This is a genomic window from Idiomarina sp. 29L, assembly GCF_004123135.1.
In the GTDB taxonomy this organism is placed as follows: Bacteria; Pseudomonadota; Gammaproteobacteria; order Enterobacterales; family Alteromonadaceae; genus Idiomarina.
Genome location: NZ_SDJS01000002.1, coordinates 705,347 through 728,250, shown reverse-complemented (window position 1 = coordinate 728,250; position 22,904 = coordinate 705,347). Strand labels below are relative to the sequence as shown.

The window sequence follows — 22,904 nt, the reverse complement described above, 5'->3', positions numbered from 1 at the left end:
TTAAAGTTCAGCGACCAGTTTTTCAACAATGTCGCTGTGAGCGTCTTTATCAATTTCACGCTCGATGATTTTCTGAGCCCCTGTTACTGCAAGAACAGCAACTTGCTTGCGCAGCTCTTCGCGAGCGCGGTTACGCTCAGCAGTGACTTCTTCGTGACCCGACGCAACGATTTTTTCACGTTCTTCGTGACCACGTTGAGTTTCTTCCTCAACGATTTTAGCGCCACGTTTTTTCGCCTGTTCAACGATTTCAGCCGCCTGCTGTTTCGCTTCTTTTAGCTGCTCAGCAATTTCTTCCTGGGCTTTTTCTAAATCTTTTTGAGCGCGTTCGCCCGCATTTAGACCGTCAGCAATTTTCTTCTGACGCTCTTCGATAGCATTGATGATCGGTGGCCACACGAACTTCATGCAGAACCACACGAACACGATGAACGCGATCGTTTGTCCAATTAGAGTTGCGTTGATATCCACAACGGACCTCCTTTATCTGGTGACCGTCGAATCGCGCTTAGCCTAACTGAGTTAAGAACGGGTTTGCGAAAGTGAATAGCAATGCAACCGCAACACCGATCATCGCGATAGCATCGATAAGACCCGCTACGATGAACATTTTAACTTGCAGCTGAGGCGCTAATTCAGGTTGACGAGCAGCAGCTTCCAGGAATTTACCACCCAGCATACCGAAGCCAAGTGCTGTACCTAGTGCAGCAAGACCGATCATGATTGATACAGCGATAGCAGTAAAAGCAACTACAGTTTCCATTGATTTCTCCAGTTTTTCAGTAGATTAAAGTTAAAAAGTAAAACAAAAACTTTTCAGTTAAAACGTATTAAAACTTAGTGTTCAGATGACGCCATACTTAAGTAAACAATGGTCAGCATCATGAAAATAAACGCTTGCAATGTAATGACCAGAATGTGGAATACCGCCCACGCAAAGTGCGCCGGTAGCTGGAACAAACCAATCATTGCAATCAGGATGAAGATTAACTCACCCGCATAAAGGTTACCGAACAAACGCAGCGCCAGTGACGCAGGTTTTGCCAGTAAGGTAATGCTTTCAAGCACAAAGTTGACCGGAATAAGCGCCCAGTGATTGAACGGGTTCATGGTCATTTCTTTGGTGAAACCTTTTATCCCTTTGTACTTTATTGAGTAGATAATGATTAGAGCAAAAACACTCAGACTCAATGCAAAGGTGGTGTTCAAGTCCGTGGTTGGAACCACTTTAAAATAAATGTCATGCGGATTTTCAGCAAAACCTAACCAGTAACCAATATACATAGCCGCTGTTGGCAGCCAGTCTACCGGCACAAGGTCCATTAAGTTCATCAGGAATATCCAGACGAAAATGGTTAACGCTAAAGGTGCAATGAGTTTATCTTTGCCGTGGAAGGACTCTTTGACGCTATTATCGACGAATTCGACGATCATTTCGACAAAGCATTGCCACTTACCAGGTACCCCCGCAGAGGATTTTTTCGCTACTTTGCGGAAACTCCACAAAAATAGCGTACCCAGTAACACGGACCAAAGGATAGTATCGACATTAACCGCCCAGAATCCTTCACCAACCTGCCAATTTTGAAGATGGTGTTGAATATACTGAGTCGGAGTTTGCTCTCCACTTATCATGTTGTTTCCCAGTTACGTTGATTTTAAATACAAAATTGGTGCAATCCACTGCATGATGACGGTTAAAACAAAGCCCACCAGTAACCACACAGGATTAAAATTTGTTACCAGCAACGCTAATACGAGTAGCACTGCCGTTAAAATTAACTTTACGCCTTCACCCACAAAAAAACTCTGGACGACTTTTTTATTCGCTCTTGCCCCTGCATAGCGAAACGCAATGACTGCAAATAGAGCGTTGGGTATTACCGCTGACAGCCCACCAGATAAAACGCCGAGGCCTGACTGTAAGCTAAAAATTGTTATCGTGACTAATGATGCAACCAGCAACACCACAAATTGTGTTGCAACGATTTTTCCTGCCAGTTGTTTGCCTACCGCATTCAATGCCTGTGTCACGATGAAAACCTTTTAACTGGCGGCTCTTGTTGCACAGCTTTTAGACAGCTGTAATGAAACTGGCGCTAGTATAAAGATCTACCCCGAAATTGCAAACAAATTTGGCTGTAGGCGTTGTTTTCTATGCCATTTAACAAAAGTTCTACACGTTTCAGTAAGATGCAGATTTTTACTTGATGTGAGTCAGTATTCCGTCCAATTCATCAAGACTTGTATAGTTGATAACCAGTTTACCTTTGCCTTTTCGACCGTGATTAATTTGCACTTTTGCACCAAGTGTTTCTGACAACTTAGTTTCCAAATGTTCAATGTTGGCGTCAGGCTCTGGTTTTTCAGGTTGTTTAGGAGGGTCAATGGTACGGCGAACAAGTTTTTCAGCGTCACGTACGGTCATATCTTTTGCGACGATTTGCTGAGCAACATCAGCTTGTTGCTCACCTTGCAAAGCTAGAAGTAATTTTGCATGGCCAAGTTCGATATCACCGCGCTCTAAAAGTACTTTAACTCCTTCCTCAAGGTTATTAAGGCGCAATAAATTCGTCACAGTGGTACGTGATTTTCCCACGGCTTGAGCCACGTCCTGATGAGTCATTTGAAATTCATCAAGCAAACGTTGTAACGCGGTGGCTTCTTCCATGGCGTTTAAGTCTTCGCGCTGGATATTTTCAATGAGCGCAATAGCAACGGCAGCTTCATCTGGTACCTCTTTCACTAAACAAGGCACCATATCAAGCTTCGCCAGCTGTGCAGCACGCCAACGTCGTTCGCCAGCAATAATTTCGTATTCATCTTCACCGGTAGGGCGTACCACAATCGGCTGGATAATGCCTTGCGCTTTAACGGAAGCCGCTAAATCTTCCAGCGCTTCAGGCGACATGTCTTTACGAGGTTGGTAACGACCCGGCTTTAACTGCTCAATAGGTAACTTCTGCAGTTCACCTTTCGCTTCTTCAGAAGCTTGCTCCGAAGATTGACGCTCAGAGTTTTGCTGGTTACTCGTTAAAAGCGCATCTAAACCGCGACCCAGTCCTCGTTTTTTTGCCGACATGCTGAATAAATTCCCTTGTTAAGATTCTTCTACAACGCTGTTATTTTTGCTTTCTGCTCGTCGAATCAGCTCACCGGCCAATGACAAGTAGGCTTTCGAACCGGTTGACGATTTATCGTAGTACATTGCCGGCGCACCAAACGAAGGCGCCTCGGCTAAGCGAACGTTACGGGGTATGACTGTACGATAGACCTTATCACCAAAGTGATTTTTTAACTGTTCTGACACATCATTTGCCAGGCGATTGCGAGGGTCATACATGGTTCGCAGTATACCTTCAATCTCAAGCCCCGGGTTCACAACATCAGCAAGCTGACGAATCGTCTCCATTAATGCCGTTAAACCTTCCAAGGCATAATATTCGCACTGCATTGGTACTAAAATAGAGTCAGCCGCCGCCATACCATTCACGGTCAACATATTCAGTGATGGAGGACAGTCAATAAAGATAAAATCGTAACTGTCCTGAACCGACTTCAATGCATTACGCAACCGCAGTTCTCGGGCAAACACTTCCATTAATTTTATTTCAGCGGCAGTAGCGTCAGCGTTAGCGGCAATAAGATGGTATTTTCCATTGGTGTCTGTAATAGCAACGTCTTTGACCGGCTTTTCTTCTATCAGCAGTTCGTAAATGGTGTTTTCAACGTCGTACTTATCGACGCCGCTGCCCATAGTGGCATTACCCTGTGGATCTAAATCAATAAGCAGCACTTTACGGCGAGTAGCAGCCATAGAGGCCGCTAAATTCACCGCCGTTGTTGTTTTTCCAACGCCACCTTTTTGGTTTGCAATAGCAATGGTTGTAGCCACGGGTTTGGTAACCTCTTGTTGTTGTCGTCTACTCGACGCTCGGTTTTACGACCGTTTGCTTATAATGACGATATGTCGGCTCGCGTCAATGCCCGGAACGTTAATTTGCTGAATATCATCGACTTCAAAACCCTCAGTCAACTCGTCCAACTCATCTTGAGGGTATAAGCCTTTCAATGCATAAAATTTACCGTTCTTTTTCGGTAAATGCTGACACCAACTCAGCATATCATTAAGCGAGGCAAAGGCTCTACTGATAACGCCATCAAACTGAGCTTCGTCCTGATATTCTTCTACGCGAGCCTGAACAGCCGTGACATTATCAAGTTTTAGTTCATGACAAACTTGACGAATAAAACGAATTCGCTTGCCCAGGCTGTCCAGTAATACAAACTCTTTGTCTGGCTCTGCTATAGCCAGCGGCAGTCCTGGTAAACCCGGACCGGTTCCTACATCGATAAAACGCTGCCCCTGCAAATATGGGCGTACTGTCACACTGTCCATAATATGCCGTGTTAGCATATCGTTCGGATTACGGACACTGGTCAAATTGTACGCTTTATTCCATTTATCCAATAAACCAACAAGCGCGACTTGTTGTTGAACTTGTTGGTCTGTCAGGGTTATGTCAGCTTGCTGTAAATACTGCTTTAACTGCTCTTCCACACTCAATCCTTAAGCACTTTTGCGCAATAACCCTTGTTTTTTAAGATGCACCAATAACATAGAAATTGCGGCCGGCGTAATACCTGAGATACGAGCTGCTTTACCCACGGTTTCCGGCTGATGATCATTCAGTTTCGCAATGACTTCGTTCGATAAGCCTTTAATTTTAGCGTAATCGAACGGCGAGGGCAGCAGCGTATTTTCATGTCGTTGCTGTTTTGCAATTTCATCCTGCTGACGAGAAATATAACCGGCGTACTTAATTTGAATTTCTACCTGTTCAGCAGCTGCAGGATCAGTTACTCCCGGGGCGAAAAATTCTGTTTTAGCCAAATCTTTGTAATGAATTTCCGGGCGACGTAACAGTTCTTCACCGTTAACTTCTTTGGTAACCGGACTTTTCACTAGCGCATTAATCTGCTCAACCGCTGGATGATCTTTATGAACCCAGGTCGCTTTCAAGCGTTGTTTTTCCTGCTCAACAGCTTCCATTTTTTCATTAAATGCCGCCCAACGTTCGTCATCAACTAAGCCCAGGTTTCGACCAATTTCAGTTAAACGAATATCAGCATTATCTTCCCGCAGCAACAAACGATATTCCGCACGCGACGTAAACATGCGATACGGCTCTTGGGTTCCCAGAGTCGATAAATCGTCGATCAATACGCCCATGTAGGCTTGATCGCGACGTGGCGACCAGGACTCTTTACCTTGTGCCTGTAATGCCGCATTAAGACCTGCTATAAGACCTTGTGCACCGGCTTCTTCGTAGCCTGTAGTGCCATTAATTTGTCCGGCAAAGAACAAGCCATTAATAACTTTGGTTTCCAAAGACTGTTTTAGATCTCGCGGATCGAAATAATCATATTCAATGGCGTAACCCGGACGCGTAATGTGGGCATTTTCAAACCCTTTAATGGAACGAACCAACTGCTGTTGCACGTCAAATGGCAGGCTTGTAGAAATACCATTAGGGTAAACTTCGAAGGTATTTAACCCTTCTGGTTCAACAAAGATTTGATGCGATCCTTTGTCGGCAAATCGCATAATTTTATCTTCTATCGATGGGCAGTACCGAGGTCCTACGCCCTCGATTACTCCTGAATACATGGGCGATCGGTCGAGCCCTGAACGAATAATATCGTGGGTATTTTCATTGGTGTGAGTGATATAACAAGGGATCTGTTCAGGATGATCAGCCTGAGAACCCATGTAGGAAAATACCGGGGTTGGATTATCACCGGGTTGTTCCTGCATCACTGAAAAATCAATGCTATGGCTGGCAATACGTGGCGGTGTACCGGTTTTCAGTCGTTCTACTCGTAAAGGCAGTGAACGCAATCGTTTCGCCAATGCGTTTGCCGGAGGATCACCAGCACGTCCACCCTGGTAATTATCTAAACCAATATGAATTTGGCCACCCAGGAACGTACCAACGGTTAATACAACGGTTTTAGCCGTAAATTTAAGACCCATTTGGGTAACCACACCCGTTACCTGATCGTTCTCTACGATCAAATCATCACAGCCTTGCTGGAATATTGATAGGTTAGGCTGTGTTTCTAATGCATAGCGTATGGCTTGTTTATAAAGCTGTCTGTCGGCTTGGGCACGTGTTGCACGTACTGCCGGGCCTTTCGATGAATTCAATGTTCTGAATTGAATGCCTGCTTTGTCGGCGGCTTTAGCCATAACACCGCCTAAAGCATCAATTTCTTTAACTAAATGACCTTTCCCTATGCCACCAATAGCGGGGTTACAAGACATTTGTCCTAAAGTATCAATATTGTGCGTAAGCAATAGGGTATTAACACCTGAACGTGCGGCAGCAAGCGCGGCTTCCGTTCCGGCGTGTCCTCCACCGACAACAATAACATCAAAGTGTTGTTGGCTCTGTTGTGACATTTAAATGACCTTTCGTTAAAGAAGAGAAAAATAGCCGAGTATTTTAACGTGCTTTGACTCAGATCGAAACGGTTAAATTTCGTTCACTGGTTTTGATCTAAAAAAAGATCAATAAAGGATCTTATTTAGATCTTTTATTATTATTACTACTAGCTAGCGGTTTTCTGTGAATAGATCGCTGAATGCTTTTATTTGCAGTGCTTTTAGAGCGATCAAAAAGTGTAGATAACTGCATAATAACCCCGATCATAGATCGTGGATAACTAGGGTAGTTATACACAGATCGAATTGTCCCCACAGTTATACCCACCTCGTGGACAGTGCTTAACTGATCTTATACTTATCTTAATCACAGCTGTATAAGTCTGTGCAAAAGCCTGTGGGTATGATCACAGAGCCTTTAATACATCTGCCATTGACGGGATCCACTGCGACGCTTTTTGTTCTGGATCGTCCTGGAGCATATCTATTTCAAGTCGCTCTAACATTCGGGTACCACCAAGTTCTTGCAAACGTTCGTCACAGTGACGACCTGCTTTGCAGAAGGTGTCATAAGAAGACTCACCGATGGCAATAACCGCGTAATTAAGATCGCTTAAATCCGGTGTTTGTGGAGCAGTAATTTCGTCGTAAAAGTCGAGCATTGAATCAGCGTAGTCACCAGCGCCATGACTTGATAGGAGTACTAACCAGGGTTCTGAGGTTGGTAAGGCTTCAAGCTCCGGTTCATAATGAAGCTCGGTTTCGAACCCTTTTTCTATGAGTTCATCGCTTATGGTGTCCGCTAAAAATTCGGTATTGCCGGAGGTTGTGCCTACTAATATGTGTAAAACAGCCATATTTCGAGTTACCTTTGCTATATTAGAAAAATACGAATCATACAGGAGAACAATTATGGTAAAAGCTTTCGTTAATGTATTAGTACTTATGTGCGCGGTTTTAGTTTCAATGAATGCTCATGCTGGTATTGAGTCACCCAAACAAGTCTCTGATAACCTTTGGGTTATGGGTACGCCGTCAGACGCGCAATTGTCTGAGTTTGCTGAAAAAGGTGGTGAAGTGGTTATTAATTTGCTGTCTCAAAAAGAAATGACGGACAGTAATGAAGCCGCTGTTGTCACAAAAAATGGCATGGCGTATTACCATGTTCCGGTCAACGGCGCTGACGGCGTGACGTTGGAAAATGCTCGTATGGTCGATCGTATATTACTGAAAAATAGTGACAAGAATGTATTGGTTCACTGTGCATCAAGCAACCGGGTCGGGGCATTAATGGCATTACGAGCGGGTTGGTTAGACGGTATGTCTGTCGATGAAGCAATTGCTGTAGGTAAAGAGCATGGTATGACATCGTTAGAAGCGAAAGTAAAAGCTATGTTGTCTCAGTAAATAGTTAAAGAAGGTAAAAAAGCCAGTTCAAAAACGTGAAAACGCTCTGAACTGGCTTTGTATTTTATAAATGTTCTTTGAGTAACTCAGGCTGACGCTCTGGCGTGAATATCTCAATCCAGTAGCCGTCCGGGTCTTTAATGAAGGCAATGCCTTTCATATTACCGTCGTTTGGACGCTTCTGAAATTCCACACCCATTTCTTCAAAACGCTCACAGGCGGCGTCAATATCTGGTACGGCGAAGCCAATATGGCCAAAACCTTTAGGCTCTTCGTTACCGCTGTGGTACGAAACGGAATCGTCGTTTTCGTCGCCCCAGTTGTGAGTCAGTTCTAACATGGCCGGGCGACCAAAGGTTTGCTCAATGCGCTTATCGTGGTCTGTTGACCAGTCACTGCGTTCCTCCGGCGACATAGACGCCATGAAATACAGCGTAAACTTCATTTCTGGGAAGTCCAGGCGTTTTACTAATGTCATGCCCAGTACATCGCTGTAGAATTTTAACGTGCGCTCTGGGTCTTTAATCCGAAACATGGTTTGGTTGAACACAAAATCATGTGTCGCCGGGTCATGGTTTTCAGATAAACCTTTTGCTTCATCGAAATGTCTGCTCATAATGGAATCCTTCTGTGTCTCTTATGCCTCTCTTGGTACACTGTTATCTGAGGTTGATTACCAAAGAGTTCAAGTCATGTCTTGGTTTGTTTACATTCTTAAGTGCTCTGACAATACTTACTACACCGGCGTCACAAAGGATCTAAAACGGCGTGTTGAGGAACATAATGGTGATGACAAAAAAGCAGCGAAATACACGAAAAGCCGTCGACCGGTTTGTTTATTTTGGTCCGAGCCACATGAATCACGTTCATCTGCCTGCCAAAGAGAAGCGGCGATAAAACGAATGAGGCGAACTGAAAAAGTCGAACTAGCCAGTGGCGTTTAGGCGGCTTTGCCCTTCCAGTAATTGTTTGATAATTGGGGATTTGTCTTTCATCGCGAGTTTGTCAGCCAATTGAGTGAGCTTAAATATACGATGGTAAAAGCGTGCTTTGCGGCGTTTGTACTGGCTTAATGTGAGTGATGTTTTGTTGAGCGCTGTTATTTCCTTTTCCAGTAAGTCAAACAGTTGGTTATAGCGCTTTTTCAAGCTGGTTGGATAAATAATTCGATAAGCGAACATTGCTAAAAGTGGCGCAGATATAACTGCTAATGCAATGGTTATTGAGTGGCTCAAATTGAATATATAGGGCACGGTCGGTTGCATGAGCAGTAAAAAAACTAAGTTAAAATCCATGCTGCCATTGGCCGTTTTTTGATGGGACATGGGGAAACCACCCAGTAGAATAATCGGCATAATCGCTATTAGCATCCAAAAAACAGAATGACTGAACTGCCAAATACCCGCTTGAATCAGTATGGCGGTTAGTGCGCCGACACTTTGCCCAAAAAATACGTATTTCATGGTGAGTGCAGGGTTATCGGCGGTTGAAAACAGGGTCAACATAACCGACGCGCCCAGCATTAAATAAGCCATTTGAAACCAGTGGGTGTACCACCACAACGCACCGATTATGGCGAGTATAATGAAAGTTCTAATCGCAGAGTGACGCGCGCCGCGCCAATCTCTGTGCAGTAATGTCGTTGAAAGTAGCGTTGAATTAGCGGTTTTGCCCGTATCTTTGAACGATAAGCGCTCTTCAGTTGCATCGATAAACTCTTTAAAACGACGTTTTACTGCGTCGTTTTGCATTGCCTGATAGGCATTATTTAACGAGCTTAGAATATCCTTTCGGTGTACAGACGCTTTTATTTTATTTGAAGCTTCAAGTAAGTGTGTACTTACTTCTATATTTTCTTCAAAGCCCTGTATTTGTAATTCGGTGATAAAACCAAGTTGGGTGTTGATAACCTGGCGAATGGTTTTTGCTGACTCGTGAGCGCTGACTGAACCGGTACCGTGGTCTAACAGCTGTGACTCTAAATTAGCCAGTTCTGAAAGCTTTTTATCCAGTTGAATAACGGTATTTTTTGGGTCTGAGAATGCTTGAGCAAGCTCATATAGGTTAGCGGCCGTGTGTCGACGTAACTCGTTAATGATGGTTTGTTCAGCACGCTTGTAAGTGAATAGAAAACCAATGATTAACGAGCAAATAATTCCAACGAAAACGGTCAGCAGGCGGTCAATACCCAGCGGAATAAGGGCATCCGGGCTTTGGGTAAGAAGCACCACCATAGAGGCCGAGTAGCCCGCCAAAATAGTGCCGTAGGAGATAAGCCCATGCAGGAGGTTACCCGTGTAAACACACAGCGTTACCCACAATGTCAGCCCTACGACTAACCAAAGAATATCACCGCCTGAGGTAACTACCAGAACCATACCAAATAAGGTTCCGAGCAGAGTGCCTAATGCCCGGTATGCGGCTTTTTCTATAAGAAGACCACGGGTTGGTTGCGATACTGCCCAAACAGTCATAGCGGACCACTGAGGGTGTTCCAGACCTAACGCCCAGGCAAAAAGAAGAGACAGACAGGCAGCAACGCCGGTTCGAAAGCCAAACCGTAAACGGACGTAGTCAAACCCCCATTGCGCTAAGCTGTCTTTCAAAAAAGAGTCCTTATTTGTCGGTTTATTTATTTACCGATGCAGAACGACCCAAAAATTTGGCCCAGTAGGTCATCAGAAGTAAACTCACCGGTTATCTCGTTTAGGTGTTGCTGCGTTAAACGTAGCTCTTCTGCGAGTATTTCACCGGCCATATTGGCTTCAAGTTGCTCCTGACCTTGTAGCAAATGCATTTTCGCTTTGGCAAGCGCATCTAAGTGGCGACGGCGGGCCATAAAGCTGCCTTCTGAGGTCGCATTATAGCCAACACAATGCTTCAGGTGTTCGCGCAATAGCTCTATACCGTGGCCTGTTTTTGCTGACAAATGAACGACCGGAATGCCGTTATGTTCATCGATTCCCGTTGGCTCTTCTGACAAGTCGACTTTGTTACGAATAACGGTGTAAGGCATGTCGTCGGGTAGTTGCGCGAAAAATTCCGGCCAAATATCGTCTGGGTGTATCGCCGAGGTTTCCTGACTATCGACCATAAAGAGTACCCGGTCAGCCTGGCGAATTTCGTCCCAGGCTCGCTCAATACCGATTTGCTCAACTTGATCGGGGCTTTCGCGTAAACCCGCGGTATCAATAATGTGTAACGGCATGCCGTCTATTTGAATGTGTTCACGTAATACGTCGCGAGTGGTGCCTGCAATTTCTGTGACAATGGCCGACTCTCGTCCGGCGAGCGCATTCAGTAAGCTCGATTTACCGGCATTGGGGCGACCAGCAATCACAATACGCATGCCTTCGCGCATTAGCGTGCCTTGCTTAGCTTCCTGTTCTATATGGAACAGCTGGTCGATAATGTCGGCTAAATCGTTTGCGACTTTGCCGTCACTTAAAAAGTCGATTTCTTCATCAGGGAAATCGATAGCGGCTTCGACATACATACGAAGATGAATAACCGCATCAACGAGCTGATCGACCCGGTGAGAAAATTCGCCTTTTAAGCTTTGTAATGCGGCTTTTGCGGCTTGTTCTGAGTTGGTATCGATAAGGTCGGCGATGGCTTCTGCCTGCGTTAAATCGAGTTTGTCGTTCATAAAAGCGCGTTCGCTGAATTCGCCTGGGCGTGCAGGACGTATACCCGGCATTTCCAGTATGGCTTTTATGATCATGTCGATTAATACTGGGCCGCCGTGACCCTGAAGTTCTAGGACATCTTCACCGGTAAAGGAGTTAGGACCTTTGAAAAACAGCGCGATACCTTCGTCCAGTAACTCGTTGTTACTGTCATAAAAAGGAAGGTATTCGGCTTTACGAGGTTTTGGGCAGTGGCCTAAGAGCTGTTCGGCGACCTGGGTGGCAGCCGAACCACTAACACGGACAATACCGACACCACCGCGACCGGGTGGTGTCGCTTGAGCGACTATGGTGTCATCGCTAAAGGTATCGTCCATGCTGCTGTCTATCATGCCTACTTCTTCTTATTACCTCTTACCATCATGCCTTTTTTCTCTAGCCCACGGTAGATAATCAGCATTTGTGCAATGGTAATTAAGTTACTGACTAACCAATACAGCACCAGACCTGATGGGAACCACAGGAAGAATACGGTAAAGATAACTGGCATATACTGGAACAGTTTCTGTTGCATAGGATCTGTTGCCGGCGTTGGCTGCAGACGTTGCATCAGGAACATACTCGCACCCATTAGTATAGGCAGTATGTAATAAGGGTCTTTTGTCGATAGGTCCTGGATCCAGAAAATGAATTCTGAATGACGCAATTCGACACTTTCCAGAAGTACCCAGTAAAGCGCAAGGAAGATAGGTAACTGCAACAGCATTGGCAAACAACCACCAAGTGGGTTTACTTTTTCTGTTTTGTACAGTTTCATCATTTCCTGAGACAGTTTTTGTCGGTCACCGCTGTAACGTTCCCGAAGCTCGGTCATTTTCGGCTGCAACATACGCATTTTAGCCATAGACACGTACTGTGCTTTGGTCAGCGGGAATAACAGCGCTTTGACGATAACAGTCGTTAAGATAATCGCCAGACCCCAGTTAATGACAATGCTTTGTAAGAACTGAAGTAATTTGAAAATAGGCTGTGCTAGCCACCATAGGAAACCGTAGTCGACGGTTAAATCCAGGTGCTCGACTAACTGGGCCATTGAGTCTTGGTCTTTCGGACCTAAATAGACTTTTGATTCAATGGTTTCTGTGCTGTTTGGGTTTACCTGAGTGGCTGGGTAAACCACACCGATAATAGCTTGAGAACCATTCGCTACTCGCGAGAATAAACGATTGGTTTGTTGTTGCGTGGGTATCCAGGCAGAAACAAAGTAATGTTCCAGCATACCGACCCAGCCCGTTTGAGAGGTGACATCCAAGCGCTTATCTTGCATATCTTCGAAGTCATATTTCTCAAACTTGTCATCATCATGAGAATACGCCGCACCGAAATAAGTGGGCATTATCATGCTGCCACTTTCGCCAGTGCCCATTGAGCGTTTTAACTGACCATAAAACTGAGTGCTTAAAGTTTCCGCAGTGTTGTTTTCAATTTCGAAGCGAACATCAACGTCGTAGTGACCGGGTGTAAACGTGAATATTTTACGGTATACCACGCCGGTCTCACTGGTATAAGTGAGAGGCACTTCAACTTTCTCTGAAGTAGAGGAATACTCCGTCTTTTCGTAGCTATAAACAGCTCGGCCGTTTTTGTTATCAATGCCGTCAGCACCAATTAAGCCAGACTGAGCTACATAAACAGCATTTGATTTGTTTTGCAGTAACTGAAAACGCTCGTCAGAGTCGAGCTCTTTTGCAAACTCTAGCAATTTTGCAGAAACAATATCGCCGCCACGTGTATCGATTTGTACATCAAGCACATCGGTTTCTACGTGAATAGTGGTTGCGCTCGGTGTCTTCGAGACACTTTCGGTTTCGGGGACATCACTGGATGCAGCAACTGAACCACTTGGAACGTCGGTTGATCCTGCGCTGTCAGCGGATTGCTGCTGCGTAGGTTCAGAATTTGTTGGAGCCGTTGTACCTGGTGCCGATTCCACAACCCAATTTTGGTAAAGGAAAAATGACACCACTAAAAAGGCAATAAATAATATCGAACGTGGCGAATTCATAGTGATTTCGTCTCTGTTGGCTGTTTCGTTAATGATTGACTGTTATTTTCAGCGTTAGCTTTTTGTTCTTGCTCGCAAGGAGGGACGGGGTCGTAACCGCCCGGGTGACCGGGATGGCATTTACCGATTCGCTTGGTGGCAAGAAAAACTCCACGGATTGTACCGTGTTTTTCAATTGCCTCACAGGCGTAATGTGAACATGACGGATAAAATCGACAACGCGGTCCAAGTAATGGACTTATGACCCATTGGTAGATTTTGATTAGCGCGATTGGTATTGCACGCAACGCTTTGCTAATTTTCGCCATAAATAATTCAACGTATCCCTTAAAGCCGCGTTATCTTGCTCAACGATACCTGGCTTAGCAATAATAACAATGTCGAAGCTCGGTAGTTTATGTTGGCTTAAGCGAAAAGTCTCGCGCATTTGGCGTTTGATGCGATTACGATCAACAGCGCGCTTGGCGCGTTTCTTACTAATAGTAACGCCGATGCGTGGATGGCCTTTCGTGTTGGGCGTTGCCAACATAGTAATGTGAGAGGTAACAGCTTTTACAGGAGGATTTGAGAAAACAGTCTGAAAGTCAGAGGGAGTTAGCAGACGTAACTCCCGTCCGTATGAGGTACTATTAAGCACTCAATACTTTACGACCACGAGCACGGCGGCGAGCCAATACTTTACGGCCGTTTTTAGTTGCCATGCGAGCACGGAAACCGTGAGAGCGCTTGCGCTTTAGTACGCTTGGTTGAAATGTTCTTTTCATAACTAATCTTCCATCGGTCAGTTTGCTAGTTCCCACGCTGGCCGAATAAGTTGAAACCAAACGTGACGGGAATTTTTTAGAGCGCGGATCTTACCGATCTTTTCTCGACGAGTCAACGACTATGCGCGTATTTATTGGTCTTTTTCGGTGGTTTTTTAGTGATTTTAGAAAGTTGGCATCATCCACAATTCTATCTGTATTTTTTTACAGTATGTGGATAATTTTTGACTTATGCACTTTTTATATTTTTAACTATTTTTAGAATGGATGCTTTCAAAGCAAAATATGAGCCAAATTTATGCTTTGCTGTAAAATAAAAAAGTCCTTTATTTATGCCGTTTTCGCGTGTTTTTGACTGGCGGAAAAAGAATGACTGAAGTACAATCGTTGGATACTATAATAAATAAACGATCCAGGAGAAGAGTGTGAATAATTCGCTTTGGCAACAATGTGCAGAGCGACTGCAATCGGAACTTCCGTTACAGCAGTTCAACACGTGGATCAGACCACTTCAAGCCGAACAAAACGGTGACACGCTAACCTTATTTGCTCCGAACATCTATTCGGTTGACTGGGTGCGCGACAAGTACTTAAAAACCATTAATGACTACCTTTCAAACCTGTGCAATGGTGAAACAGCACCGAATGTTGTTTTGAAAGTAGGTGAAGTTTCCAATGGCCGCTCCTCTTCCGTAGCGTCGGTGCAAAAGCGTGCCGCGGCTGTTCGCAAAAAGGCAACTGGATTTTCCGGTAGCAGTAACGAGTCATCAGAGGAATTCGAAAGCAATATCCATCCAGAATACACCTTTGATAATTTTGTTGAAGGTAAGTCGAACCAGTTAGCGCGAGCAGCGGCAATACAGGTGGCTGAAAACCCTGGTGGTGTTTATAACCCGTTATTTGTTTATGGTGGTACGGGTCTTGGTAAGACGCACTTATTACATGCTGTTGGTAATGGCATTATGGCGCACAAAAAAGGCGCCAAAGTGTTCTATATTAGAGCTGAGCGTTTCGTTCAGGATATGGTGAACTCAATCAGAAACAGCTCGACCAACGAATTCAAGCGTTATTATCGCTCTGTAGATGCGTTACTTATTGACGATATTCAGTTTTTTGCGAATAAGAAGGGGTCTCAGGAGGAGTTTTTCCATACCTTTAACGCTTTGTTGGAAGGTAATCAGCAAATCATAATGACCAGCGACCATTACCCGAAGGAAATAGAAGGGGTAGAAGATCGCTTAAAGTCGCGTTTTGGTTGGGGCTTGACCATTGCTATTGAACCACCGGAATTGGAGACGCGGGTCGCAATTCTGATGCGTAAAGCTGAAGAGCGTGGTTTGAATATGCCGCACGAAGTGGCGTTTTTTATTGCTAAACGGTTGCGTTCAAACGTTCGGGAACTTGAAGGTGCGTTGAACCGGGTGGTTGCTAACGTCCAACTTACTGGTCGTCCAATAACCATCGACTTTGTACGTGAAGCCCTACGCGATTTGATAGCGGCGCAGGAAAAGCTCGTTACTATTGATAATATTCAGAAGACGGTAGCCGAGTATTACAACATCAAATTGGCTGATATTTTGTCAAAGCGTCGTAGCCGCTCGGTGGCAAGACCACGGCAATTGGCAATGGCCTTAGCTAAAGAATTGACCAATCATAGTTTACCGGAAATAGGGGACGCGTTCGGTGGTCGGGATCACACAACGGTGCTCCATGCGTGTCGAAAAATACAAGAATTAAAAGATGCTCAGAACGACATAAAAGAAGATTATCGTAATTTAATACGGACGTTGTCGTCTTAAGCATGTCGTCATTACAGGGGAATGAGTCATGAAATTTTCTATTAATCGCGATGCGTTTTTAAAGCCGCTTCAGGTAGTGAGTGGCGCAGTAGAAAGACGTCACACGTTACCAATTCTTTCCAATTTATTGTTGCAGGTTGAAAACGGGCAATTGAAGCTGACTGGCACGGATTTAGAAGTTGAGTTGGTGTCGTCTGTTGCATTGGAATCTGCGGATATGGATGCATCGGTAACCGTGCCGGCAAAAAAATTAGTCGATATTGTCCGTAGTTTGCCCGATGGTTCAGTGATTGAGTTTACCGCTGAGGGTGACAGCGCCACGGTAAAATCCGGCCGAAGCAAATTTAAGCTGAGTACACTTTCTGCGGATGACTTTCCTAATATTGATGATTGGAAAAGCGATATTCAGCTCGTAACAGAGCAGGGCATTTTGAAAGACTTAATGGAGAAAACGCATTTCTCCATGGCAAACCAAGATGTTCGCTATTACTTAAATGGTATGTTGTTTGAAACAGATAGCGGTATGCTTCGCTCAGTCGCTACTGATGGACATCGTTTGGCTATGAGCACTTGCGCAATTGATCAACCAGGGTTAACGCAGCGCCAGGTAATTGTGCCGAGGAAAGGGGTGGTGGAATTGCTTCGTTTATTAGGCGAAGATGAACACGAAGTAACGGTATCGATTGGCAATAATCATATTCGTGTTGAAACACCTGAGCTGATGTTTACCAGTAAATTGGTTGATGGGCGCTTCCCTGATTATCGCCGCGTACTTCCAAGCGGCGGCGACAAAGTTGTTATTGCTGATAGAGACACACTTAAGCAGGCATTCAGTCGTGCTTCAATCTTGTCTAATGAGAAATTTAGAGGGGTTCGTTTGAACCTGAGCTCGGGCGAACTTTGCATTACAGCAACCAACCCAGAGCAAGAGCAAGCTGAAGAGATTATTGAAGTTGACTACCAAGGTGATGATTTGGAAATTGGTTTCAACGTTAGCTATTTGCTTGATGTAATGAATAATATTGATGAAGAGCAGGTGTCTTTCACGCTTTCGGATTCTAATAGCAGTGCGTTGATAGAACCTCAACACGACGAGTCTTGCTGTTACGTTATCATGCCAATGCGTTTGTAATATCTGTTTAGATGTTTATAAACTCGCTCAATTTAAGCCACTTCCGAAACTTCCAGGAAGTGGCCATCTCTCCTGATAGACATATCAATTTAATTACCGGCAGTAATGGGTCTGGTAAAACGAGTCTTTTAGAAGCAATTTACTTATTGGGTTTTGGGCGGTCTTTTCGACCTGGTGGATTTCGGCAGCTTATTAATGAAAGCGCTGAGCAATTTACGATTTTCTGTCGTACAGAAAATCACTCAATTGGCGTTAGAAGGACAACCGCGGGTGAGCAAACGCTGCGACTGGATAATACAAACGCAACAAAAATGTCAGAGGTGGCTCGCTTAGTCCCCGTTCAACTGTTGACGCCTGAGTCTGTAGACCTTCTTTTAGAAGGACCAAGTTTACGGCGCCAATTTTTAGATTGGGGAGTGTTCCACGTGGAACATTCATTTTATCGAAATTGGGTGTCCTACACTCAGATACTGAAACAAAGAAACAGTTTATTAAAGCAATACAAGGCCTCCGCAAATCAGGATAAATATTGGGTCGAGCAGCTTTCGCAGTATGGCGAGCTTATTACGGTTAGCCGTGAAAATTATTTGAAAGAACTGGCGGATTATATACAAGAATTAGCGAAATCTTTCCTCTCAAATGTTACAATCGAGGTTCGATTAAAAAAAGGGTGGGATAGTACCCAGTCACTTTTTTCGGCCTTAGAAAGCCATACAGACAAAGATAAGAAATACGGCTTTACATCGGTAGGTCCGCATAAAGCGGATATTAAAATTTTGGCTGATGGGGTGGATGTAAAACATCGTTTGTCGCGCGGTCAGTTAAAGGTGCTGGTTTCAGCATTGAAATTAGCGCAGGGGAAACACTTTCAGACGATGAAAAATGAGTCCTGTGTTTATTTGGTTGATGATCTGACATCCGAGCTGGATGCAGAAAATCAGCGATTGTTTTGCCAACAGCTTGAACAACTAGATGCGCAAGTATTTGTCACAGCGATTACTGGTAAGCAGTTGTCGGATAAATTTCAAAAATCGCCCAAAATGTTCCACGTGGAACATGGGGCAATAAACGAATGATATCGAGATAATAACTATGGAAGAAAATAACTACGGTTCATCGAGTATTAAGGTCCTTAAAGGATTGGATGCAGTTCGTAAACGTCCAGGGATGTACATCGGCGATACGGACGACGGTACGGGTCTGCATCACATGGTTTTTGAGGTTGTCGATAACTCTATTGATGAGGCTTTGGCTGGTCACTGCTCAGAAATTCTCGTCACCATTCACTCTGACGGATCCGTGTCAGTAAAAGATGATGGCCGTGGAATTCCTGTCGACATTCACGAAGAAGAGGGCGTGTCGGCGGCCCAGGTTATTATGACGGTGTTACACGCCGGTGGTAAATTCGACGATAACTCTTATAAAGTATCCGGTGGTTTGCACGGCGTTGGTGTTTCTGTTGTTAACGCGTTGTCAGAGAAGTTACAACTAACAATACGTCGCCAAGGCAAAGTGTATGAGCAAACTTACCATATGGGTGAGCCGGAAAGTGATGTTACCCCTGTCGGTGAAACTGACTCGACCGGTACAGAGCTACGTTTCTGGCCGAGCAGTGAAACCTTTAGTGATACTATTTTTCATTACGACATTTTAGCTAAGCGCTTGCGTGAGCTTTCCTTCCTAAACTCTGGGGTCGGTATCCGTTTGCGTGATGAGCGTGATGACCGAGAAGACCTCTTTAAATACGAAGGAGGTATTGCTGCGTTTGTTAACTATCTGAATCAGAATAAAACGCCTATTCATGAAAAAGCCTTCCATTTTTCTGCAGAAAGAGAAGATGGCATATCGGTAGAAGTCAGCATGCAATGGAATGATTCATTCCAGGAAAATATTTACTGCTTTACGAATAACATTCCTCAGCGAGACGGTGGTACTCACTTAGCGGGTTTCCGTGCAGCATTGACGCGTACGTTGAATGCTTACATGGAAAAGGAAGGCTTCACCAAGAAGACAAAGACATCGGCGACTGGCGATGATGCTCGCGAGGGTTTGACAGCTATTATTTCTGTGAAAGTACCAGACCCTAAGTTTTCATCACAAACGAAAGACAAACTCGTGTCTTCTGAGGTGAAATCAGCGGTTGAGCAAGCAATGAATGAACAGTTGGCAGACTACCTGTTAGAAAATCCAACTGAATCAAAACTCATTATTAATAAAATTATTGATGCGGCCAGAGCACGTGAAGCGGCACGAAAAGCCCGCGAAATGACACGTCGTAAAGGCGCGTTAGATATCGCTGGCTTGCCCGGGAAATTAGCTGACTGTCAGGAAAAAGACCCGGCACTTTCTGAACTTTATATTGTGGAGGGTGACTCCGCAGGTGGTTCTGCGAAGCAGGGTCGTAACCGTAAGAATCAGGCAATACTGCCGCTTAAAGGTAAAATCCTGAACGTTGAAAAAGCGCGGTTCGACAAGATGCTATCTTCTGCAGAAGTTGGGACGCTAATAACAGCAATGGGCTGTGGTATTGGTCGCGACGAGTACGATCCGGATAAAACGCGTTACCATCGAATCATTATCATGACCGATGCTGACGTCGATGGTTCTCACATTCGTACGCTGCTGTTGACGTTCTTCTATCGTCAAATGCCTGAGATTATCGAGCGTGGCTATATTTATATTGCGCAGCCTCCGCTTTATAAAGTGAAAAAGGGTAAACAGGAAGTCTACATAAAAGATGACCCAGCACTTATTCGTTACTTAACTAGTCTAGCGCTGGATAATGCTTCCTTGCACGTCAATGAGACAGCACCAGGCATATCGGGCGAGCGTTTGGAAAACCTAGTAAATGGTTATCAGATGGCGCAAGAAAATATAAAGCGTTTAAGCCGCCGTATGCCTGAGAAGTTCCTTCAGCGTCTATTCTATGCGCCTCGTTTGACTGACGAGCGCTTAAAAGACAAAAGCTATATGGAAGGTTGGGTTAAGACACTTAATGATGATTTAACCGCTCGTGAAGTGGACTCAGCCAGCTACAAAATGTCATTGCATGAAGACGAAGAGCGTCAAATGTGGCTGCCAACAACCACGATTCGTCAGCACGGTGTCGATACCGACTACCCACTAAACTACGAGTTTTTAATGTCGAAAGATTACGAGCAAATCGTAACGCTCGGCGAAGAAATTGACTCGCTGGTTGAAGAGGGCGGCTATGTACTCCGTGGCGATAAGAAGCAACCAATCGATCACTTTGTAGATGCGGTTGAGTGGTTAATTAGCGAGTCTAAACGTGGTTTGTACGTACAGCGTTATAAAGGTTTGGGAGAGATGAACCCAGACCAACTTTGGGAAACCACCATGGATCCAGAAACGCGTCGTATGCTTCAGGTAACGATTGAAGATGCGATAGGAGCGGATCAGTTGTTTACGACCCTTATGGGTGATGAAGTTGAGCCACGCCGTGCATTTATTGAATCTAATGCACTGAAAGTAGCAAACTTAGACGTTTAGTCTGTTACTTTTGATACAAAAAAGGCGGCTACCGTTTCCGGAGCCGCCTTTTTCTCTATCTTCTAAACGGTTATTGCAGTAATGAAATATCCGCTATTTCCAGGAAAAGCTGGCGTAAACGGTACAGTAAATTCAGGCGGTTAAGACGGATATCATCCTGTTCAGCATTCACCATAACGTGCTCGAAGAATTCATCGACAGGCTCCTTCAGGTTAGACAGTTGCGTTAGGGCATCGGTGTAGTTACCATCCTGAATGAGCGGTTTAACCGTTTGCTCTGTTTCATTTAGCAACTGATACAATGCTTTTTCAGGCGCTTCTTGTAAAAGGCTTGATTGAACCTGACCGTCTATCGACTCCTTGGATTTCGCCAATATGTTACCTACGCGCTTATTTGCGGCAGCTAAACTCTCTGCTGAATCCAGCGACTTAAATGCTTCAACGGCCTTAACACGCCTGTCGAAATCAACCGGTTTTGACGGTGAGCGAGCAAGTACCGCCTGAATGACATCAACGGAAATGCCTTGCTCTTGATACCATGGGCGGAAACGTCCGAGTAGGAAGTCGAAGACATCCGCTTTAACCGCTTGGTTAGACAGCTTATCTCCAAAACCGTCGGCAGAGGACGCTAAAAGCTCATTTAAGTCGAGTGGTAAGTCACGCTCGACCAATGTGCGTAAAAGCCCAAGCGCAGCTCGGCGCAGAGCGAATGGGTCGCGGTCCCCTTTAGGCACTTGGCCAATACCGAAAATACCGACCAGAGTATCTAGCTTATCCGCAAGCGCAACAGCGCATGCTTCTTTGCTTTGAGGTAAATGGTCCCCTGAGAAACGAGGCCAATAGTGTTGCTCTATAGCCTCTGCAACACTGGCTGTTTCGCCATCATTAAGCGCGTAATGCTTTCCCATAACGCCTTGTGTTTCAGGGAATTCTGAGACCATGTCGGAAACTAAGTCAGCCTTACACAGCAGACCGGCGCGCTTAGCTGCTTGAGCGTCAGCTTTAAGAAGCGACGCAATTTTTTCTGCTAATTCAGCAATGCGGCGAGCTTTGTCGCCAATACTGCCAAGTTGCTTCTGGAAAAGAACCGAATCGAGTTTGGCAATTCGTGACTCAAGCGTTTGCTTCTTGTCGGACTCAAAGAAGAACTGAGCGTCTGCCAGGCGAGGGCGAATAACTTTCTCATTACCATGAATGATTTGCTGTGGGTCGCGGCTTTCTATATTCGTAATGAATATGAACTGCGGCAGTAACTGACCGTTATTGTCCTCGACCGGGAAATAACGTTGATCGTCTTTCATGGTGACAATAAGCGGCTCTTTAGGTACATCCAAAAAGCCTTTATCGAAACTTGCCGTTAAAGCAACTGGCCACTCGACTAATGCAGCAACCTCTTCGACTAAATCATTGTCCTGAATAACGCGACCACCAAGTTCGTTTGCTAAACGCGTAACTTCGGACTGGATAATATCAATGCGCTCTTCGAAGTTAGCAATCACTTTCGCTTCACGCAGCTTACTTAGGTAGTTATCAACGTGGTCGAGCTCGAAACCTTCCGGTGAATGGAACCGGTGACCTTGAATAAAGCGGGCGCTTTTGGTTTCCAGTACTTCGGCTTCAATCAGTTCACCGCCAAGCATGACGGTCAGTGTGTGCACCGGACGAATAAATTGAGCCGTACTGTCGCCCCAGCGCATGGGTTTCGGAATCGGTAGTGTCTTAATCGCTGACTCAATAAATCCTTGCGCTAATTGTGTTAAAGGCTGGCCTTTAACCGTTGCGTTATGAAGTAGCCATTCGCCTTTATCGGTTTTTAAGCGCTCAGCCTGGTCAACCGTAATGCCATTAGAGCGAGCCCAGCCTTCTGCTGCCTTGGTCGGGTTGCCTGCATCATCAAAGGCTACGTTAACCGCAGGGCCTCGTTTTTCAACAACTTTGTCTTGTTGTTCTGTCTCTACCTGATTTACAAGCACCGCTAAACGACGTGGTGTTGCATAAGCTTCAATGCTTTCGAAAGAGAGTTCAGCCGATTCCAAACCTGCTTGTATGCCCGACTTAAAACTGTCACGTAATGCTTTCAAAGCCTTTGGAGGAAGCTCTTCCGTGCCTAATTCAATCAGTAGGTTGTCTTTATTCACAGCTATGCTCTCC

Annotated in this window: 23 protein-coding genes; 6 read left to right on the top strand and 17 right to left on the bottom strand. The window is 45.0% G+C overall.

The features are described from left to right. The 9 genes from atpF to EST55_RS07115 form a co-directional block, all read right to left on the bottom strand. Complete coding sequence (gene atpF / locus EST55_RS07155; protein WP_053954489.1) at window positions 1-471, bottom strand: F0F1 ATP synthase subunit B; 471 nt, start codon at window positions 469-471, stop codon at window positions 1-3. A 37-nt stretch (window positions 472-508) separates the two neighbouring features. After that, a complete protein-coding gene (gene atpE, locus EST55_RS07150) occupies window positions 509-763 on the bottom strand; it encodes a F0F1 ATP synthase subunit C (protein ID WP_053954488.1) in 255 nt (84 codons plus the stop codon). A gap of 74 nt (window positions 764-837) precedes the next feature. Further along, window positions 838-1,635: a F0F1 ATP synthase subunit A gene (atpB, locus tag EST55_RS07145; protein ID WP_129496972.1), complete on the bottom strand. Its 798-nt coding sequence runs from the start codon at window positions 1,633-1,635 to the stop codon at window positions 838-840. Window positions 1,636-1,647: 12 nt separating this feature from the next. Beyond that, window positions 1,648-2,034 carry an ATP synthase subunit I gene (locus EST55_RS07140; RefSeq protein WP_129496971.1) on the bottom strand — a complete coding sequence of 129 codons (387 nt, stop codon included), beginning with the start codon at window positions 2,032-2,034 and terminating at the stop codon, window positions 1,648-1,650. 169 nt (window positions 2,035-2,203) lie between these two features. After that, entirely contained in the window at window positions 2,204-3,082 is an 879-nt protein-coding gene (locus tag EST55_RS07135) for a ParB/RepB/Spo0J family partition protein (RefSeq protein WP_129496970.1), read from the bottom strand. An 18-nt stretch (window positions 3,083-3,100) separates the two neighbouring features. Then, window positions 3,101-3,895, bottom strand: a complete 795-nt coding sequence (locus tag EST55_RS07130) for a ParA family protein (protein WP_088767112.1) — start codon at window positions 3,893-3,895, stop codon at window positions 3,101-3,103. 45 nt (window positions 3,896-3,940) lie between these two features. Further along, window positions 3,941-4,561, bottom strand: coding sequence for a 16S rRNA (guanine(527)-N(7))-methyltransferase RsmG (gene rsmG / locus EST55_RS07125; protein ID WP_088767111.1), 621 nt, complete (start codon window positions 4,559-4,561; stop codon window positions 3,941-3,943). A gap of 9 nt (window positions 4,562-4,570) precedes the next feature. Continuing rightward, window positions 4,571-6,466: a tRNA uridine-5-carboxymethylaminomethyl(34) synthesis enzyme MnmG gene (gene mnmG, locus EST55_RS07120; RefSeq protein WP_053954482.1), complete on the bottom strand. Its 1,896-nt coding sequence runs from the start codon at window positions 6,464-6,466 to the stop codon at window positions 4,571-4,573. 389 nt (window positions 6,467-6,855) lie between these two features. Next, complete coding sequence (locus tag EST55_RS07115) at window positions 6,856-7,305, bottom strand: flavodoxin domain-containing protein (RefSeq protein WP_129496969.1); 450 nt, start codon at window positions 7,303-7,305, stop codon at window positions 6,856-6,858. 55 nt (window positions 7,306-7,360) lie between these two features. On the opposite strand from EST55_RS07115, the gene EST55_RS07110 reads away from it, so the two are divergent. Then, on the top strand, window positions 7,361-7,855 hold the full coding sequence (locus tag EST55_RS07110) for a protein tyrosine phosphatase family protein (RefSeq protein ID WP_129496968.1): 495 nt from the start codon (window positions 7,361-7,363) through the stop codon (window positions 7,853-7,855). Window positions 7,856-7,919: 64 nt separating this feature from the next. On the opposite strand, the gene gloA is transcribed toward EST55_RS07110, so the two are convergent. Then, a complete protein-coding gene (gene gloA, locus EST55_RS07105) occupies window positions 7,920-8,471 on the bottom strand; it encodes a lactoylglutathione lyase (protein WP_058576464.1) in 552 nt (183 codons plus the stop codon). Here gloA and EST55_RS12420 point away from each other — a divergent pair. Then, window positions 8,389-8,799, top strand: a complete 411-nt coding sequence (locus EST55_RS12420) for a GIY-YIG nuclease family protein (protein ID WP_346437776.1) — start codon at window positions 8,389-8,391, stop codon at window positions 8,797-8,799. The two genes, gloA and EST55_RS12420, sit on opposite strands and share 83 nt — an antisense overlap. Here the strand turns inward: EST55_RS12420 and EST55_RS07095 are convergent. Genes EST55_RS07095 through rpmH form a run of 6 tightly spaced genes read right to left on the bottom strand, consistent with a single transcriptional unit; the run spans window position 8,782 to window position 14,313 of the window. Further along, window positions 8,782-10,461 carry an FUSC family protein gene (locus EST55_RS07095; RefSeq protein ID WP_129496966.1) on the bottom strand — a complete coding sequence of 560 codons (1,680 nt, stop codon included), beginning with the start codon at window positions 10,459-10,461 and terminating at the stop codon, window positions 8,782-8,784. The two genes, EST55_RS12420 and EST55_RS07095, sit on opposite strands and share 18 nt — an antisense overlap. A 26-nt stretch (window positions 10,462-10,487) precedes the next feature. After that, complete coding sequence (gene mnmE, locus EST55_RS07090) at window positions 10,488-11,861, bottom strand: tRNA uridine-5-carboxymethylaminomethyl(34) synthesis GTPase MnmE (protein WP_129497027.1); 1,374 nt, start codon at window positions 11,859-11,861, stop codon at window positions 10,488-10,490. A 17-nt stretch (window positions 11,862-11,878) separates the two neighbouring features. Further along, complete coding sequence (gene yidC, locus EST55_RS07085) at window positions 11,879-13,549, bottom strand: membrane protein insertase YidC (protein ID WP_129496965.1); 1,671 nt, start codon at window positions 13,547-13,549, stop codon at window positions 11,879-11,881. Further along, window positions 13,546-13,857, bottom strand: a complete 312-nt coding sequence (gene yidD / locus EST55_RS07080) for a membrane protein insertion efficiency factor YidD (RefSeq protein WP_100691122.1) — start codon at window positions 13,855-13,857, stop codon at window positions 13,546-13,548. The genes yidC and yidD overlap by 4 nt, the downstream gene beginning before the upstream one ends. Beyond that, window positions 13,812-14,186: a ribonuclease P protein component gene (gene rnpA / locus EST55_RS07075; RefSeq protein ID WP_129496964.1), complete on the bottom strand. Its 375-nt coding sequence runs from the start codon at window positions 14,184-14,186 to the stop codon at window positions 13,812-13,814. Before rnpA ends, yidD begins: the two co-directional genes overlap by 46 nt. Then, complete coding sequence (gene rpmH / locus EST55_RS07070; protein WP_011235863.1) at window positions 14,179-14,313, bottom strand: 50S ribosomal protein L34; 135 nt, start codon at window positions 14,311-14,313, stop codon at window positions 14,179-14,181. The genes rnpA and rpmH overlap by 8 nt, the downstream gene beginning before the upstream one ends. A gap of 425 nt (window positions 14,314-14,738) precedes the next feature. Between rpmH and dnaA the strand changes: the two genes are divergently transcribed. Genes dnaA through gyrB form a run of 4 tightly spaced genes read left to right on the top strand, consistent with a single transcriptional unit; the run spans window position 14,739 to window position 20,754 of the window. Further along, a complete protein-coding gene (gene dnaA / locus EST55_RS07065) occupies window positions 14,739-16,112 on the top strand; it encodes a chromosomal replication initiator protein DnaA (protein WP_088767102.1) in 1,374 nt (457 codons plus the stop codon). Between the two features lie 28 nt (window positions 16,113-16,140). Beyond that, a complete protein-coding gene (dnaN, locus tag EST55_RS07060) occupies window positions 16,141-17,244 on the top strand; it encodes a DNA polymerase III subunit beta (protein WP_129496963.1) in 1,104 nt (367 codons plus the stop codon). A gap of 11 nt (window positions 17,245-17,255) precedes the next feature. Continuing rightward, complete coding sequence (recF, locus tag EST55_RS07055) at window positions 17,256-18,320, top strand: DNA replication/repair protein RecF (protein WP_129496962.1); 1,065 nt, start codon at window positions 17,256-17,258, stop codon at window positions 18,318-18,320. Window positions 18,321-18,336: 16 nt separating this feature from the next. After that, window positions 18,337-20,754 (top strand): DNA topoisomerase (ATP-hydrolyzing) subunit B, encoded by a 2,418-nt coding sequence (gyrB, locus tag EST55_RS07050; RefSeq protein ID WP_129496961.1) that lies wholly within the window; start codon window positions 18,337-18,339, stop codon window positions 20,752-20,754. A gap of 70 nt (window positions 20,755-20,824) precedes the next feature. On the opposite strand, the gene glyS is transcribed toward gyrB, so the two are convergent. Next, window positions 20,825-22,891 (bottom strand): glycine--tRNA ligase subunit beta, encoded by a 2,067-nt coding sequence (glyS, locus tag EST55_RS07045; RefSeq protein ID WP_129496960.1) that lies wholly within the window; start codon window positions 22,889-22,891, stop codon window positions 20,825-20,827. Window positions 22,892-22,904 lie beyond the last annotated feature (13 nt).